The 16,807-nt window shown below is 49.2% G+C and carries 14 protein-coding genes; 6 read left to right on the forward strand and 8 right to left on the reverse strand.

Going from position 1 to position 16,807, the window contains the following annotated elements:
- Positions 1-417, forward strand: a 417-nt coding sequence (locus E1189_RS23935; RefSeq protein ID WP_196221426.1) for a hypothetical protein, incomplete at its 5' end; no start/stop codon positions are given.
- Positions 418-435: 18 nt separating this feature from the next.
- Here the strand turns inward: E1189_RS23935 and rlmF are convergent.
- From rlmF to E1189_RS13710, 6 genes are all read right to left on the reverse strand, one after another.
- Positions 436-1,356 carry a 23S rRNA (adenine(1618)-N(6))-methyltransferase RlmF gene (rlmF, locus tag E1189_RS13685; protein ID WP_155160888.1) on the reverse strand — a complete coding sequence of 307 codons (921 nt, stop codon included), beginning with the start codon at positions 1,354-1,356 and terminating at the stop codon, positions 436-438.
- A gap of 131 nt (positions 1,357-1,487) precedes the next feature.
- Positions 1,488-2,384 carry an SdiA-regulated domain-containing protein gene (locus E1189_RS13690; protein ID WP_196221427.1) on the reverse strand — a complete coding sequence of 299 codons (897 nt, stop codon included), beginning with the start codon at positions 2,382-2,384 and terminating at the stop codon, positions 1,488-1,490.
- A 216-nt stretch (positions 2,385-2,600) separates the two neighbouring features.
- Positions 2,601-3,341 (reverse strand): YciK family oxidoreductase, encoded by a 741-nt coding sequence (locus E1189_RS13695; RefSeq protein WP_155160890.1) that lies wholly within the window; start codon positions 3,339-3,341, stop codon positions 2,601-2,603.
- A gap of 66 nt (positions 3,342-3,407) precedes the next feature.
- Positions 3,408-4,118, reverse strand: coding sequence for an HAD family hydrolase (locus E1189_RS13700; RefSeq protein ID WP_155160891.1), 711 nt, complete (start codon positions 4,116-4,118; stop codon positions 3,408-3,410).
- Positions 4,119-4,143: 25 nt separating this feature from the next.
- Positions 4,144-4,878 (reverse strand): bifunctional 2-polyprenyl-6-hydroxyphenol methylase/3-demethylubiquinol 3-O-methyltransferase UbiG, encoded by a 735-nt coding sequence (gene ubiG / locus E1189_RS13705; protein ID WP_155160892.1) that lies wholly within the window; start codon positions 4,876-4,878, stop codon positions 4,144-4,146.
- 9 nt (positions 4,879-4,887) lie between these two features.
- A complete protein-coding gene (locus tag E1189_RS13710; protein WP_155160893.1) occupies positions 4,888-6,237 on the reverse strand; it encodes a TRZ/ATZ family hydrolase in 1,350 nt (449 codons plus the stop codon).
- Positions 6,238-6,608: 371 nt separating this feature from the next.
- Here E1189_RS13710 and gyrA point away from each other — a divergent pair, with 371 nt between their 5' ends.
- From gyrA to bcp, 3 genes are all read left to right on the forward strand, one after another.
- On the forward strand, positions 6,609-9,260 hold the full coding sequence (gene gyrA / locus E1189_RS13715) for a DNA gyrase subunit A (RefSeq protein ID WP_155160894.1): 2,652 nt from the start codon (positions 6,609-6,611) through the stop codon (positions 9,258-9,260).
- Between the two features lie 173 nt (positions 9,261-9,433).
- On the forward strand, positions 9,434-10,075 hold the full coding sequence (locus tag E1189_RS13720; protein ID WP_155160895.1) for a hypothetical protein: 642 nt from the start codon (positions 9,434-9,436) through the stop codon (positions 10,073-10,075).
- Between the two features lie 49 nt (positions 10,076-10,124).
- A complete protein-coding gene (bcp, locus tag E1189_RS13725; protein ID WP_155160896.1) occupies positions 10,125-10,595 on the forward strand; it encodes a thioredoxin-dependent thiol peroxidase in 471 nt (156 codons plus the stop codon).
- 63 nt (positions 10,596-10,658) lie between these two features.
- Here the strand turns inward: bcp and E1189_RS13730 are convergent, their stop codons facing one another.
- Together E1189_RS13730 and E1189_RS13735 are read right to left on the reverse strand one after the other, a co-directional pair.
- Positions 10,659-12,335 carry a hypothetical protein gene (locus E1189_RS13730; RefSeq protein WP_155160897.1) on the reverse strand — a complete coding sequence of 559 codons (1,677 nt, stop codon included), beginning with the start codon at positions 12,333-12,335 and terminating at the stop codon, positions 10,659-10,661.
- 281 nt (positions 12,336-12,616) lie between these two features.
- On the reverse strand, positions 12,617-13,726 hold the full coding sequence (locus E1189_RS13735; protein ID WP_329602037.1) for a M20/M25/M40 family metallo-hydrolase: 1,110 nt from the start codon (positions 13,724-13,726) through the stop codon (positions 12,617-12,619).
- 626 nt (positions 13,727-14,352) lie between these two features.
- Between E1189_RS13735 and E1189_RS13740 the strand changes: the two genes are divergently transcribed.
- Both E1189_RS13740 and E1189_RS13745 read left to right on the forward strand, forming a co-directional pair.
- Positions 14,353-15,918 carry a hypothetical protein gene (locus tag E1189_RS13740; RefSeq protein WP_155160898.1) on the forward strand — a complete coding sequence of 522 codons (1,566 nt, stop codon included), beginning with the start codon at positions 14,353-14,355 and terminating at the stop codon, positions 15,916-15,918.
- A gap of 175 nt (positions 15,919-16,093) precedes the next feature.
- Positions 16,094-16,798 (forward strand): hypothetical protein, encoded by a 705-nt coding sequence (locus tag E1189_RS13745; RefSeq protein WP_155160899.1) that lies wholly within the window; start codon positions 16,094-16,096, stop codon positions 16,796-16,798.
- Positions 16,799-16,807: the final 9 nt, after the last annotated feature.

The raw sequence follows: 16,807 nt of genomic DNA on the forward strand, positions 1-16,807 counted from the left end.
GCTGACATTATTGCAGGGAAAAAACTCAAGTCTGTCGACAGGAACAAGCTTGCCAGAGAGAAGGTGAGTGGGGATGGTGAGGGAATTGCGGGGGCACTCAATCGCGCGATCAAGAGTGAAAAATTGACAGATCGGAATGATATGCTCAATGCCCTGGTAGAAGATCTTGGCTCTGTTCTTGATGACTTCTTCTATGATTCGAACGGTGACCTGAATCCTGGCAGACATGGACATTTGAATCAGGAACTGGAAAAGGCTATTGAGGGTTCTGATTTGAGCGGTGCCCTCGGTCATATTCAGCAGCAGCCTTTGGGGGAGCTCATTGTGTCAGCCCATGCAAAACAAGGTGGGACACGTCAGGAAATGAGTGATCTGATTGCTGAATGGGTCAGCAATCAGATGTCAGGTGAGGAGTAGAAGCGTGAGGTCTGGCTCCTACTGATAGCGCCAGGCAAGAAGGTGGCTGGTTTTTTGTCCCTGACTCATTTTGATTACCCGTACCTGCCGAGCCTTTTGTGTGTGTAGAATACGTTTGAGGGTAGGTAGATTATCTTTCTTTGAAACAAGACTTGTGAACCAGTGAACCTGATCTGCAAAGTCTTCACTTTCCTTGATCATACGTTTCAGGAATGCGACTTCCCCTCCTTCACACCACAATTCGGTTTTCTGCCCACCGAAGTTGCGTTTGTCTTTCAGCTCTTTTGAAGAGCTTTTCTTTTTGCCTGCATTCAGGTTATTCCACTTTCGCAAACTGCCTGTCTGTGCCTCTTCCAGTGAACTGTGGAACGGTGGGTTGCAGAGGGTAAGATCAAAACGGTCTGTCGGTTTGATGATGCCATGGAAAATATTTTTGACACTCTTTTGGTGAACTACGCGAATCAGCTTATCCAGCCCTGGGTTTCCCTGGCTAATCAGGTGGGCGGTTTTTACTGATACGGGATCAATATCCGAAGCGACAAATTGCCAGCCATAACTGCGAGCGCCGATGATGGGATAGATGCAATTTGCACCTGTTCCGATATCCAGACAACGAACGCCTTTCCCTGTGGGCGGTTTACCATCATGTTCTTCAGCCAGCAGATCTGCCAGATAGTGAATCATATCTGCACGCCCCGGAATGGGCGGGCAAAGGTAGCCTTCAGGGATTTGCCAATGGGTTACCTGATAATGATGGGCTAACAGAGCCTTGTTCAGGTGGAGAACGGCTTGCTTTGAACTGAAATCGACGGTCTTTTCTCCAGCCGGATTGGTGCGGATGAAAGTCTTAAGAGCTGGAAGTGTGGTGCACAATGCATCAAGGTCGTAGCGCCCTTGATGAGGATTGCGAGGGTGCAGCTGGGTTGTTTTCTTGGACATCGTTCTAAGGCGCAGTGGCTTAAGGGTGGAACTGCCAGTGATTTACCCCCTTAAATACAAGGATTTAAAGGGGTAAGGTTTAAAGTGAGCATTCTTTACGGATTTTTCTGTCAGGGCTCAGAACGGCTAGATCATACCCCTGTTGCAGTGGCCTCGTTATTTGCCTTTTTGGTGAATCTGTAGAACAAATTGGGTTCACTGACAATGTAAATGTCACCCTTGTCGTCCATAGTTATGCCTTCTGGCTGAGGTAAGAAGTTACGCAAGTGAGGGATAATGCCTAAACCGAGAGTGCTGACGACCTTACCGTCCATTGTGACCTCAATAAGTTGGCGTGACTCATCGCTAAGAACAAGCAGGTTGCCAGAGCGTTGGTCGTAGTGCAGTCCTGACAGATCACTGCTCTCAGAGATAATCGCTTTATTGATTCTGGGATCCTGATTGATTTCTATATGATTCGTTAAACCATTCAGGGAAAATCCTTTTATATTGTAAATAGCCATTGGGTCCCGTTCTTTGGCTACCCAGGCGCTGTTCTGGTTGGAATCCCAGGCCAGACCTTCAAAGCCTTTGTTGCGACCACTGCCAATACCAATAGTGACTTTAGGGCTGTCATCAAAAACGATCTTCTGAGTTGTTTCATTCAGGGTGATCTGGGCAATCGTATGTCGGCGCTCGTCGGCTACCAGATACTTATCATGTCCCATCCAGGCGATGGCTTCTACATCCTCAAACCCTTCCATGTCCAGAGAGCGTATGAGTTCTCCATCGCGACTGATTTCGGCCAGCAGGTTGCTGTTCGTTACACCGATCAGCATTTTGGTGTCGTCATTCCAGGTGAGGCCTGAAAGGTTGTCAGGAATACCCTGTACCACCAGCCCTTTGATATCCATGCGGTAATCGTTTAACCAGACGGCAGCTGCTTTGCTTTCTTCTGATGTTGTGACATTCAGATAGACGCGATAAAGGATATCGTCCAGGTTGGCAATGTGACCGACATAGGCGATCAAGCCAAGGGTCGCAGCCAATTTTGCGGGCCGGGAAAACAAATATTTTTGGAGGGGGCGGGGAAGCGATTTCATTACAACAGGCTCATTGGAGGTCGAGTGGCGACAGTATCGCCAATGAGATGTGAAATAAACATGAACATAGGGAAAAGGGTGATCTACGACTCTCTTTCTTTCTGTTGGAGGCTCTACAAAGCCTATCTCGCCTCCGTGGAACAGGAGGCGAACCCCGGGTTGCTATTGTGCTTTCAATGTTTGGCCGTTGATATCATGGCTGTCGCTGCCCATCAGGTAAAGATACAGGGGCATAATATCCTCCGGTGTTGGCAGGGTTTCCGGATTTTCTGCCGGGTAAGCACCAGCGCGCATGGATGTACGGGTAGCACCAGGATTGATAGCATTGGAGCGCACACGGCTCAAACCGTCTTCCTCATCTGCCAGCACCTGCATCAAACCCTCGGTGGCAAACTTGGAGACACTATAAGCGCCCCAGTGCGCCCGGCCTTTGCTGCCAACAGAGGAGCTGGTGAATACCACGGAAGCTTCTGGTGCTTCCCGCAAAAGGGGAATTAACTCTCGGGTGAGCATAAACTCCGCATTGACATTCACCTGCATAACCCGCTGCCAGGTATCCGGGTCATACTGAAACAGTGGTCCAAGGCGACCTAGAAGGCCAGCGTTGTGGAGCAGACCATCCAGACGGCCAAACTCTTTTCCAATGGTATTGGCCAGCTCCTGATAGTCATGAAAAGTGGCTGTTTCGAGATTCAGGGGAACAATAGCGGGTTGAGGATGACCTGCTTTCTCTATTTCATCGTATACCTTTTCCAGCTTTTCCGTAGTGCGGCCCAGAAGAATGACGGTGGCACCATGTCTGGCATAGGTGAGCGCCGCAGTACGACCAATACCGTCACCGGCACCTGTCACCAGAATTACCTTGTTTTCCAGAAGGTTGCCTGGCGCCTGATAGTCAAACATGGTCATTTTCCTTTCTTTACTACAAAGAGCCGCCCATGGTGGTGTTGGTATATGGCGGCAAAGTGGTTAGGCTGGCAGGTTCCAGTTACACTCATCCAGCCATTCGAGAATCCCCTGAGGAGACTCGCTATTATAGTCAGCCTGCCAGGTATCCGGGTCGATACCTAGTGGGATAAAACCATACAGTGCCGTGATGGTTTTCATGCCTGCTCGCTGACCAGCCAGAATGTCCCGCTCGTGATCACCAATGTAAACACAGGCGGCCGGATCGCAGGACAGCGTGTCGGAGGCTTTCCAGAGTGACTCCGGGTCAGGCTTGCTGTTTTTGACATCGTCGGGACACACCAGCACACTGCAGCGTTCGTTCAAATCCAGCTGATCGAGCAGGGGCAGAGTTAACCCCTTTGGTTTGTTGGTGACAATGCCCCAGGGAATACCGCGCGCTTCAATAGCTGCCAGCAATGGTTCAATACCCTCAAAGAGTTTGGCGGGATTATTCCGCTCAGGATTGGCTGTGTGGGTTTTATAATTTGCCAGCAGACGGTTGCGCAGGGTGTCGAAGCCCGGTTCGTCAGGTTGCAGGGCATAACCCAGGGCGACCAGGCCTCTAGAGCCCTGAGACACGGTGGCGCGAATCTCATTCGCAGGCAGAGGCTGGTAGTCATCTTCTCGCAGCATGGTGTTGAGAACATGTATGAAGTCCTCTGATGTATCCAGAAGTGTGCCGTCAAGGTCGAATAATATGGCTTGTATCCCATTCGTCAGGCAGCCTTCCATTGTCGTCCATCCTGTGGTGTGTTTATTAGTCCAGTTTATCCGGGCGAGTGGTGTGAATCATATAGTTCACATCCAGATCCCGCTCCTGCAGCCAGTAGCGTTGAGTCAGCGGGTTGTACAGTAAACCGGTGGAGTGATGAATATCCAGCTGAGACTGGCGACACCAGCCGGTTAGCTCATGGGGCTTGATAAACTTCTTGAAGTCATGAGTTCCTTTAGGTAACAGGTTCAGCACATACTCTGCACCAGCAATGGCAAATAACCAGGCTTTAGGGTTGCGATTGATAGTGGAAAAGAAGACATGACCACCGGGCTTCACCAGCTTGGCACAGGCGGCGATAACCTTGGAGGGGTCGGGTACATGCTCCAGCATTTCCAGGCAGGTCACGATATCGAAGCTGGCAGGGGTGTCCTCCGCCATCTGCTCAGCGGTGACTTGCTGGTAAGTCACTTCCACACCGCTTTCCAGACCGTGCAAACGTGCCACGGCCAGAGGGGCTTCCCCCATATCAATACCGGTCACTTTGGCGCCACGACGGGCCATGGACTCACTGAGAATTCCGCCGCCACAGCCAACGTCTAACACGGTTTTACCGGCAAGGCTGGCACGCTGATCGATATAGTCCAGTCTTAGCGGGTTGATCTGATGCAGGGGGCGGAACTCACTGTTTTGATCCCACCACCTGCTGGCCAAGGCTTCAAACTTGGCCACTTCCTCGCGATCAACGTTATCGCTTTTATTGTTATGTCCTTTATTCATGGGTACAACTTATCCCTGACGGCTTGCAGATATGCGTTTTTGCCAGTAGTTCGCTCTCTGTTTCAACCAGGCCTCATCCAGAGTGGTGAGGTGGCGATCCTCCATCAGAGCTTTACCGTTCACCCAAACATGAGTGAACTGGTTACGGCTGGCGGTATAGATCAGTTGGGATACCGGGTTATATACCGGCAGGTTTTCCAACTCGTTCATGGCAATAGCGGCTATATCCGCCTGTTTGCCAATTTCCAGACTACCGGTTTGCGTGTCTATGCCCATAGCGCGGGCGCCGTTGATTGTGGCCGCTTCAAGTGCCCCCCAGGCACTTAGCGCAGTGGCATCCTGTCCCACGGCCTTAGCAATCAACGAAGCAGTACGGGTTTCACCGAGCATATCCAGATCGTTGTTGCTGGCGCAGCCGTCAGTACCGATGGCGACGTTGACCCCGGCCTGCTGCAACCGGGCAACCGGAGAAAAACCACTGGCCAGTTTCAGGTTGGATTCCGGACAGTGGATAACACTGCAGCCGTTCTGAGCAATCAGCTGAATTTCCGCTTCGTTCAGCTGAGTCATATGGGTGCACTGCAATCGAGGGGAAAGGAAGCCCAGTTCGGCCAGACGGCGCAGTGGGCGCATGCCGGTTTTCTCAATGGATTCTTTGATTTCCTGAGCGCTTTCGTGAATGTGCATCTGCACATTGACGTCCAGTTGTTCGGAGAGGGTGATGATCTCTTTCAGGGGCGCATCGCTGACTGAATAGGGTGCATGGGGGCCAAAACCTACGAGGATGCTGTCCTGATTGCGGAACAGGTCAATGGTATCCAGACCTTTGGAGATGTAATTGGCGGCGTCTTTTGCCCAGCCGGTGGGGAAGTCCAGCACCGGGAATACCAACTGGCAGCGCATGCCACCTTCCAGTGCTGCATGACCGGCAGCTTCCGGAAAGAAGTAGTTGTCGCTGAATGTGGTAGTGCCGCCACGGATCATTTCTGCCATGGCCAGACGAGTGCCGTCGTGAACAAAGTCTTCATTCACAAACTGACCTTCGGCTGGCCAGATATGATTGTTGAGCCACTCTATAACGGGCAAATCGTCGGACAGCCCCCGGAACAGGCTCATGGCAGCATGACCATGGGTGTTGATAAAACCGGGAATCAGTGTGTGTTCAGCGAGATTCTGGATAATATCTGCTGACCAGTGAGCCTTGGCATCTGCAGTAGGAAGCAGGGCCGTAATTTTGCCATCAGTGATCGCGAGAGAGTGATCCTCAAGGATAGTTCTGGAACCGTCCACAGGAATAATCCAGCGGGCGTGGATCAGTGTGTCAGCATGTTGCTGTCCGGATGGCGTGGTGTTGGTCATGATTATATCCACAGTCGAATTGCTCGAATTATACCTGAAATAGCAACTGAAACAGCCCTTATTTCCTGTAGAGCTTGGCAGGATGTGTAAGTGAACTCTAACGGGGCAACTGATAAATCGAATGGGTGATTTTAATTTGTATTAGATGCGACCAGTCGTACGGGTTATGGTATGATTTACCGATTTCCGGCTGCCATTTCGCCCCTTAGGGCTTTGGCAGCCGCTGACAGATGACTGGATGAACCGGCATCACGCAGCCATGAGCGGAAAATACCTGCCTCAAAGCAGTTATGCGCAGGTATTTCATGGTAAATAACTGGTAACAGAGACGTGCCGGTTGATGACAGGCTTTTAAGGATCTTTTGGCATTTATGGTAGACACTGCAAACGAAATTCTACCGGTCAACATTGAAGATGAACTCAAGCAGTCCTATCTGGACTACGCGATGAGTGTCATCGTTGGCCGGGCGTTGCCGGATGTTCGCGACGGACTCAAGCCCGTTCACAGGCGGGTGCTGTTCGCCATGAACGAACTCTCCAACGACTGGAACAAGCCCTATAAAAAGTCTGCTCGTGTTGTTGGTGATGTAATCGGTAAATACCACCCTCACGGTGACTCTGCGGTTTACGACACCATTGTGCGTATGGCACAAGATTTCTCCCTGCGCTATCCGCTGGTAGATGGTCAGGGTAATTTCGGTTCTATCGATGGCGACTCTGCCGCTGCCATGCGTTACACGGAAATTCGCATGGATAAACTCAGCCACGAGCTGTTGGCTGATCTGGATAAAGAAACCGTTGATTACGTGCCAAACTACGACGGCACCGAACAGATTCCCGAGGTTCTGCCAACCCGAATCCCTAACTTGCTGGTGAACGGCGGTGCAGGTATCGCGGTGGGTATGGCCACCAACATTCCTCCCCATAACCTCACTGAGGTTGTGAGAGGTTGTCTGCACCTTCTGGATAACCCGGAAGCCACTGTTGACGACCTGATGGAGTTTATTCCCGGCCCGGACTTCCCAACCTCCGCCATCATCAACGGCAAGGCCGGTATCCTGCAGGCTTACCGTACTGGCCGGGGTCGTATCTGGATTCGCTCCCGTGCGGAAGTGGTACCAGATCCGAAGAAAAATCGTGAAATTATCATCATTCACGAGCTGCCTTATCAGGTAAACAAGGCTCGCCTGATCGAGAAAATCGCCGAGCTGGTAAAAGACAAGAAGATTGAAGGCATCAGCGAAATCCGTGATGAGTCCGACAAGGACGGCTTGCGGGTTGTTATCGAGCTGCGCCGTGGCGAAGTGGGTGAAGTTGTTCTGAACAACCTCTATGCCCAGACCCAGCTGGAAACCGTGTTCGGTATCAACATGGTTGCGCTGGTGAATGGTCGTCCTCAGACCCTCGACCTGAAGCAGATGCTGGAAGCGTTTGTTCGTCATCGTCGTGAAGTTGTGACCCGCCGTACCGTTTATGAGCTGCGTAAAGCCCGTGAGCGTGGTCATACTCTGGAAGGTCTGGCAGTTGCCCTGTCCAATATCGATCCCATGATCGAAACCATCAAGAAATCCCAGAATGCAGCAGAAGCGAAAGACGCGCTGATGGCTCAGGCATGGGATGCCGGTCTGGTACTGAACATGCTGGAAAAAGCGGGAAGCGATTCCTGTCGTCCAGATGATCTGCCTTCCGCGTTTGGTATTGATGGTGACAAGTACCGTCTGTCTCCACAGCAGGCTCAGGCGATTCTGGAGATGCGTCTGCAGAAGCTGACCGGTCTGGAACACGAAAAGCTGCTGACAGAATACCGTGAGCTGCTGGACAGAATTGCCGAGCTGGTACTGATTCTTTCTGACCCTGCCCGTTTGATGGAAGTGATTCGCGAAGAGCTGGAAAAGGTGGTGGAAGAGTATGGCGACGAACGTCGTACCGAAATCATCTCTTCCCGCCGTGACCTCACCGTTGAAGATCTGATCACCGAAGAGGACATGGTGGTCACCCTGTCTCACAGTGGTTATGCCAAGACTGTTCCTCTGACGGAGTATCAGGCTCAGAAACGCGGTGGTAAAGGCAAGAGCTCCGGCTCTCTGAAAGACGAAGACTACGTTGAACACATGCTGGTGGCCAATACCCACACCCAGCTGTTGCTGTTCTCCAGCAAAGGTAAGGTTTACTGGCGCAAGGTGTACGAGATTCCTGTGGCATCCCGTACTGCCCGTGGCCGTCCGATTATCAATATCCTGCCGCTGGATGAAGGTGAGCGTATCACCGCTATGCTGCCGGTTGCAGAATACAGTGAAGACAAATTTGTCGTATTCGCTACTGCCCACGGTACAGTGAAGAAGACGCCTCTGACAGCCTACTCCCGTCCGCTGTCTTCCGGTATTCGTGCGATCAACCTGGTGGAAGGCGATGAGCTGATTGGTGTATCTCTGTGTGATCCGGATCGTCGCATCATGCTGTTCAGCGATGCCGGTAAGGTTGTGCGCTTCCCGCAGGATCTTGTTCGCCCAATGGGTCGTACTGCAACGGGTGTCCGTGGCATCAAGCTGCAGGATGGCCAGAAGGTTGTATCCCTGATCTGCCCAACCAGCGATGCACCGGTTCTTACGGCAACCGCTAACGGTTTTGGTAAGCGTACCGCACTGGAAGAGTACCCCATCAAAGGGCGTGGTAATCAGGGGGTTGTATCCATCAAGGTCACCGATCGCAATGGCCCTGTTGTGGGTGCAGTACAGGTGGATGATGAGGACGATATTATCCTGATCTCTGATATGGGTACGCTGGTGCGGACCCGTGCTTCCGAAGTTTCCATGGTGGGCCGTAACACTCAGGGTGTGCGTCTGATCCGTGTGGCAGATGGCGAGCAGCTGGTAGGCCTTGAGCGGGTGGCAGAACCTGATGAAGAAGATGTGGTTGGCGCTACTGTGGAAGCAGAAGGCACTGAATCCTCCTCTGATTTTGATGATGTAACCGCTTCGGACGTTGAAAACAGTAGTGACGAAGGGGGCGATCAGGAGTCCTGATCTTTCCTTTTTAAAAGACAAAACGGGCAATCTGATCATCAGGTTGCCCGTTTTTTATGGCTGTTTTTTAGCTTGTCAGGAAAACTAACCAGGCTGTTAGTGCATGTCAAAGCCTGTCCCTGCACCCTTCAGCGTGTTTCTCAATATTAAGGGTTGCTTTGAAGGGGGATATTATGGATTGTTCAATGGGTAGTTTGTTATTGTCATCAGCTTATAACAGTTGTGAGTGGCTGCGCGGGGACAGTAGTCTGCAGTCCTTGAACTCCGGGTTGTTCAAATCCGCTCATGCATCTCTTGTCAGCGATAACAGGGAGAGCAGCCTGAGCACTATTTCCGTTGATGAGGCTCTGCCACTCCATAGAATGCAGCATCCTCCTCTGGGTGACCGGGATGTGGACTCCCTGGCAAGTCTGGGAGAGCCTGCCCTGAACGATGATGAGGCGCAGGAGGGCAGTGTCAGTATACAACTCTCTATGGCCAGCGATATCTCGGAGTCCTCTCTGGTGGACACCGAGGAGGAAGCATCCTCATCCTGGAATCCGTTCCACTATATCGGCAAGATGGTGTGTAACTGGGTGGGCAATATGACACCTGAGCAGCGTCAGGGGTGGATTGATCGTATCCGCAATTGGGAATTTACTGCAACCACAGCGGTAAGAAAACAGGCTATTTATAACAGCTACAAGTTTACCTTGAAGGCTCTGCTTTTTGTTGCAGGCATGCAAATGCCGGTAGCCATGAATGCTGCGTTTGCGATGATCGACGTTGAACGCAGAATGAATAGTTTGAAGATGCTGCACAACCCTCAATATTGATATACTCCAGCGCGATTCATCTTTCATAGACGATTGCGCAGGAGTTGTTATGATCGAAACACTTCAGGCTGGCGATAAGGCGCCAGCTTTCTCCCTTCAGAATCAAAATGGTGAAACCGTGAATCTTGCGGATTTCGCTGGTAGCAAGGTATTGGTTTATTTCTACCCTAAGGCCCTCACACCCGGTTGTATCACTCAGGCCTGCAGTCTGACAGACGTGCGTCCTCAACTGGATGATCTGGGTGTTCATGTTCTGGGTATCAGCCCGGATCCAGTCAAAAAGCTGAAAAGCTTTGAAGAAAAGAAAGAGCTGAATATCACTCTCTTATCCGATGAAGATCATGCTGTTGCTGATCAGTTTGGTGTTTGGGGTGAGAAGAAGTTTATGGGGCGTGTGTTCGATGGTATTCATCGCATCAGTTTTCTGGTGAATGAAGAGGGTGTGGTTGAGCATGTTTTTAATAAGTTTAAGACCAAGACTCACCACGAAGTTGTTCTGGATTACCTGAATCAACACTGATTCACTTAAGTACCCCGACCATGGCTTTGCCACCAGACTATGCAAAAGCAATGGTCCGGGTGCTTAACTGGTGCGATTGTTGTAGTAGTTTTTGGCTCTTCTGAAAAGTTGCATGGATCGTTGTGCGCAGGAGGTTGCCACTTTCGGTGCAAGAAAGAAGGCACTCCAGGAGGCGAAAATCGTTGTACCAATGGCCAAGTGAATAGGCGTATAGTTGGAAATCTCACCATCCGCCATCATAAAAGAGCTGCTGTTGGCTGTGCAGTTATAGGGGAGCGTTTTGTTTGTTGACAACTCAACCTCCCCAAGGCTTATTTTTATAGTTGTTTCCAAAAAAGGAACGGCATAAAAGTACCCAAAGATCAGGCTGTATTTCATGGCTGCGAATAAGAGGTTGGTTAAGTATCCCTTATCTCTGTGAATGGCCAGCTTATCTGCAATCACAACCATATCCAAAGAATCTTTTTTTTCCTTGTCCTCCCAGACATCTTCTGTACGGGGATCAACTCTCAGGATTTTCTGGTAAATGAATGTTCTGCTTTCTTCATCAAGCTCGCTGATTTTTATGATGAAATCGAAATTTTCATTATCTGTCAGCAGACAAGCAGGCTTGCTTTCATTGAATAGAGGTGTCTTTATACAATTTTCGCCGTCACAAATATGGTTCCTGTCCGAGAGGCATTTTGAAGATACCTTTTCATGAGTCACCCTCATAGTAGAATCAATCAGGCCGGGTACAATTATCATGCAGGCTCTGACCATAGAAGATAGATAACGGTATCGGTCCACTTCATAGCTGATAACCTGTCCGACCATCTGCAGAGCATTACATCCCTTCGGCTCAATAAGAATTCTGGCTGTAAGCGCCTGTTCCGGATAGACATAGAGAATAATGTTTGCCCCAATGAAGATAGTCCACCCGGCGGAAGCACTTCCCCATTCGTAGATGTTTTTGGCAACAATTCGGCCCGGCTTACGACTCTTCTTTTTTCTGGCCTCTTCCTGTTGTCTAATCCTTATCACCTGTGCAGGGTTTTTGCCTGCATGTTTCAATAAAGCATCAATAACGTCTCCAGCGAGTTTTTTTTCTGCAGCGGAAAGCTCTGAAAAAAGATACACCATTTTATTGACATCCAGTGGTAACTCGTTGCTTTCATTAACACTGACTTTCTCTGTTCCTTCTTCTTCCTCTGTCCCTTCCTCCTCGGCTTTCTCGATACTTACTGATTCTTGGTCTTTTCTTTTTGGCAAGGCTGGTTCCGGAGGGAGGGGAGGAGGGGCTGGTATGGGTCCGGGAGTAGATGTGACGCTTTCAGGGCGAAGAGAGATGTTCTGAAGGCTTTCTGTGATGTTCTCAAGTTCTTTATCGATATGTTCCAGACTTAAGGAACGCTTGAATTCAATTAGATCGGGGTGATCTCTGAGGGAGGGAAGAGAAGAAGTAAGGCTTTGATCATCATCCTCAGGATCATCGTAAGAGGTCTCTGGAATTATACGTACTTGATCTAGGGTAAGACCCCGCGAGTTACCTTTTTTTTTATCGGGTACTGCAGCTTGTACTTTCGGGATAAGAAGAGGCTGCCAGGAGTGACTGCGGCCGGTATCGGGATAAATATTGAATGTATCTTTCTCGAGAGATTCCGACGGACGCCTGCCGGAGTTTGTTTCCCCGTCTTCGGAACGATAACCGCTATCCAGGCTGCTAGAACTATCGTAGCGTTTTACTGTACGTTGTTTCATGGACAAGGGAGTCGGGCTACCCCCCGCAGGACCAACAGAGGGGAGAGTGCTTTGCTTGAGAGTAGAAGGTTCTACAGCAACTGCCTGAGGTCGGATGGGGGCAATATGAAACTTGGACTCTTCAGTTCCATGGGAACCAGTGCTGCCTGTCAGACATACCACTAATAACGTACTTATACCGAGTTTCATTGCTCCCCCAGTGCAAACAAAGGGAAAGCTTAGTATAAGAAAGCTGGAGTCATTGGCATGACTCCAGCTTGATTAAAAGAACATGCCAGGCATTAATGAGTCATAAAGTGCTTAACAACTTCAGTGATCTTCACCATATCATCGATAGCGATGAACTCTTCAGTGGTGTGAACCTTGGACATGCCAGTGGACATGTTTACGGCAGTCAGACCCTTCTTGTTGAAGTTGTTGGCATCGGAGCCACCGCCAGTGCCTTTGGTGACAGGCTCGTGACCCAGTGCGGCGAAAGAAGCCTTCAGGCTTTCAACGTGTGGGTGGTTGTTATCGATAACGAAAGAGTCGTAAGCGCGGCTGGATTCGATTTCAACTTCGGCACCGTGCTTTTCAGCTGCAGCTTCAAAGGTGCTGATCATATGAGCTACCTGCTCCTGCAGCTTGTCTTCGTTCAGGGAGCGGGCTTCAGCAACGATCTTCAGCTCAGGCATAACGATATTGGTGGCGTTACCACCGTTGATAACACCAATGTTGGCAGTGGTTTCTTCGTCGATACGCAACAGCTTCATCTGGGTGATAGCATCAGCAGCAACCTGGATTGCACTGATGCCCTGCTCAGGTGCCAGACCAGCGTGGGCAGGCTTGCCTTTGATGTTGCAGACAATCTTCTGCTGGCCAGGAGCGGACGTGATGATAGTTCCGATAGGGCCGCCAGTGTCCAGAATCACAGCCTTGTCAGACGTGATGTAGGACATATCAAAGTACTGAGAACCGAACAGACCGCCTTCTTCGTATACGGTGAAGGCCAGTTCAATGGTTTTGTGTTCCAGGTTCTCTTCCTTGATGCAGCGAACAGCTTCCATAACCGCAGCAATGCCAGACTTGTCGTCACCTCCCAGAATGGTATTGCCCTTGGAACGGATGATGCCGTCTTCACCAATCACAGGTTCGATACCATTTCCTGGGGTCACGGTGTCCATGTGGCTGCTGAAAACAACACTGTCGTCCAGAGTACCTTCCAGACGGGCATAAACGTTAAAGCCGTTGGAGATGTGTTCAGGAACAGGCAGGGCGTGTACAGTGAAGCCCATCATGCCCAACTGCTCAGTCAAGGTCTGGGCAATGCGCTGTTCGTTGCCAGATTCGCTGTCGATTCTTACGAGGTCACAGAAGTGCTCAACCATGCGGTCGCGATTGATATCGGTCACAGTGATTCCTTAATGCGAGGAGGTAGATGAATGAGATGATCATACTGTGACTTTTCGACAGACCAAAATGTGCAGTAATAAAAACGTTTGAGATCAGTGGTTTTATTGATTTGCGCCAAGAATATGAGCGATTTTTGAAGGTGTGAATAAAACGGGGAATCTCGGAGCTTTCGTAAGAAATATAATCTCTTTACGTCTGCCTTACGCTATCATGATGTTTTGAAGAAATAACAACATTTCTAGATTTCCCTTTGAATTAATGCATTTTGGAAATTTCACATTTCCTGCCGTAATTAGACCCTTTGAAGTCCGTTAATTATAAAACCTATAAGTACTCCAATCATTATTTTCGCATAGTCTGGCGGTGTCTTTATGGGAAAACAATGGGCCGGGTACTTAAACTGCTATTGATAAGCTCCATATGCAGGAATCCACTTCGCCAGGACTTATGATCAGCTCTGCTATGGGGTGAGTTTTAGAACTATGCATTTTTTCTCTGGCCAACTACTTTTACACGACTCTGGTCAGATCATATACCCATGCAAGGCGATTCAAGAGATAGTATTTCCTGGTGTATACAGTTAGCTGTGTGCGCTGCCTTGCTGACTGTTTTGAAGAGCAGTGTCGTGCAAGCCCAAGAAGAGTTTAAAGGAAATTCAACTGTACTTAACTTGTGTCACATGTCTGCAACGTTTTCTCTCATGCGTTTAAACTCTACTGCAACGATAACGAAATCAGGGGTAAGGGCAGGGTCAGAGCAAAGAGGAAAGCACTCTTCCTTCTGTGTAAATCAGGCGTGGTTACAAAAACCTTTTTCAGGAGCAAAAAAGTGCTACGCACCCTATTCAACACGCTCTGCCGGGAAGTCTCAAAGTAAGAAGTGCAAAGGGAGAGCATCCAAGTTTGCGTCCAGTATGGCCGAGGCTGTAGAAAAACCTAAAGATATCAAAGATTTCAAGTCAAAAAAGGGAGGAAGGTCTGGCCAGAGACGTTTACATCGGAGGGATTCTGATCAGTGTCAGAAATGGAAATACCTGCGAAAGAGTCGGTTCACTGAAAAGGAATACTCTGATGAAAGTCCCCCTGTCTTCCAGACATCTCGAAAAGGCCTGAAGAGGGAGCGTCGGTTAAGACGGGAAGCAGAACAAAATACTCAAGATAGTGATCATTCTACTACTACTGCTATTGCTGAAAGAACAACCGAAGGTACAGTTGCTCTCTCGATGCCGGAAGCAATGCGGGATTCGCTGGGGGCTTTTCGTTCTGGCTATGAGCTGAAGGCCTATCAGGAAAAATATTTACACATTCAGAAACGTTTCTATGAGTATACGGGTGCTCTTTCTCGTACGCTGTCTGATTCGATGAGATATCTTACTCACCGTCTTGAAGAAATGCGCGCTATCAAAGCGTTTGAATATACTCATAATGTCCATGTTGTGGGAGAGACATTTATCAATGAGTATATCGATATTTCCTTGATGACCCACGTAGGCGAAACAAATGAGTATGGTCAGGCTGTTGACCCTCATGTAAAAATAAATTTTAAAAAATTTCCCGAGCCAGAGACTGAGCCTTATATTTCAGACACCCTTGAACAACAACTCCTGAATTTGATGATGCAATGTAAAGCAAATCGTTGCTATGGAATCAATATATGGCCTATGACAACGCCAGCATCGGAGATTGGTACTTACAATAACCCTTTTTCATTGATGACGGCTGATTCTTCTGGCAATGCACTCACGCTTTGCCTGGAGTGGCTGGATGAATCAGGGAGCACTATTGATGCCATTACGGCAGATGTACCGCTATTCAACGGGGATTCTTTTCAATGGGTTGAACAGGCACTGCAGATGCAGACAATAAAACATTCGGCGACATCAGGAAAAGCGTTTGTGTCAGTCTTCTCCCCTGAGATACTTGAGTATCTTTTAATGAGTTTAAAATATGGCCAGAATTCAGATAATTTCGATAAATGGCAGTTGCAGTGCGAACGACATCAACGACAAAGATATATGCCTTTATTCCGGTCACACTGTAAAAAGTACGGAGAGGCACTGAAAAAAAGGCCGACATTGGAGTTTGAAACAGCTTTAGGTGTCAAAGCAGCTGCCTTAAGTAAGAGGTATTTTTTGGTATTTGACTATTTGGCGCGATTGGATTATCCCGTGGTTATGCTTGTTAAAATGTAAGCCAGTACCCCACAGGTTTTACTGACAAGATGTTTTATAGGGAGGAGGGCTGTTTGCACTTATCGCTTGAATCCAGCATTGCTTGAATCCAGCTTCACACTACACTGAGGAAAATTCTGGGCTGTAAATGGATTACAGCTGTATCTCACGATAACAAGACGAGGGAAAAATGGTTTTGCATCGTTTGCTTCCATCTGCGCTGCTGACAGCGCTCATACTGTTTTCTGTTCCCCTGAAAGCCGACATTATTGAAGCCGCTACGGCCCAAGAAGCAATTCAGCAATTCAAGGTGTGGTTTCCCGGTAAAAAGGTTTTAACCTTTGTTGGATTTTCCGGAAAAGGTTATCAGGACTTTGAAGGGGTTAAGGCTGAGGTGGTTGAAATTATGGAGCACTATCCACCTTCAGAGTGGATTGTGAACATCGGTGGTACACCGGATGGTATTGGTGGTTTATATCCGCTGTTGAAAAACCTTGGATACCGCACAACAGGGATTGTCTCTCAGCAGGTTGTTGTGGAGCGTGAGAATCCAGACCGGCCTTTGGTTGAGGAGTTTCCTTATGTGGACAAGGTCGTGATAGTGGCTGACAAGGGCTGGGGTGGCTTTAATAAAACATCCCTTCAACTCAGCCCTACCTCCCGTGCCATGGTTGGCGTAATAGACAGCATGATGGCCTTTGGTGGTGGTAGCGTGGGGCGGGATGAGATGATCGCGGCCATGATGCAGACCCACAAAACGATTCCGTTCCAGTTCTTTCCCTATGAAATGAATCACTCGGTTAAGCTGGGTAAGCACCGTAAGCATCACCGTGGTGAACTAAGCGATGCTTATCAGGCTTTAAAAGATCGCAGACAGGGTGGATTCTCCCTTCTTAAGTGAAAGCCCGCT

It is taken from the genome of Parendozoicomonas verongulae, from assembly GCF_009711465.1.
Taxonomy (GTDB): domain Bacteria; phylum Pseudomonadota; class Gammaproteobacteria; order Pseudomonadales; family Endozoicomonadaceae; genus Sansalvadorimonas; species Sansalvadorimonas verongulae.

Bases quoted from the DNA above. Each gene is read 5' to 3' on its own strand.
- rlmF (WP_155160888.1), bottom strand. From the start codon at position 1,356: ATGTCCAAGAAAACAACCCAGCTGCACCCTCGCAATCCTCATCAAGGG.
- E1189_RS13695 (WP_155160890.1), bottom strand. From the start codon at position 3,341: ATGTTTGACTATCAGGCGCCAGGCAACCTTCTGGAAAACAAGGTAATT.
- E1189_RS13700 (WP_155160891.1), bottom strand. From the start codon at position 4,118: ATGGAAGGCTGCCTGACGAATGGGATACAAGCCATATTATTCGACCTT.
- ubiG (WP_155160892.1), bottom strand. From the start codon at position 4,878: ATGAATAAAGGACATAACAATAAAAGCGATAACGTTGATCGCGAGGAA.
- E1189_RS13710 (WP_155160893.1), bottom strand. From the start codon at position 6,237: ATGACCAACACCACGCCATCCGGACAGCAACATGCTGACACACTGATC.
- gyrA (WP_155160894.1), top strand. From the start codon at position 6,609: ATGGTAGACACTGCAAACGAAATTCTACCGGTCAACATTGAAGATGAA.
- E1189_RS13720 (WP_155160895.1), top strand. From the start codon at position 9,434: ATGGATTGTTCAATGGGTAGTTTGTTATTGTCATCAGCTTATAACAGT.
- bcp (WP_155160896.1), top strand. From the start codon at position 10,125: ATGATCGAAACACTTCAGGCTGGCGATAAGGCGCCAGCTTTCTCCCTT.
- E1189_RS13730 (WP_155160897.1), bottom strand. From the start codon at position 12,335: ATGAAACAACGTACAGTAAAACGCTACGATAGTTCTAGCAGCCTGGAT.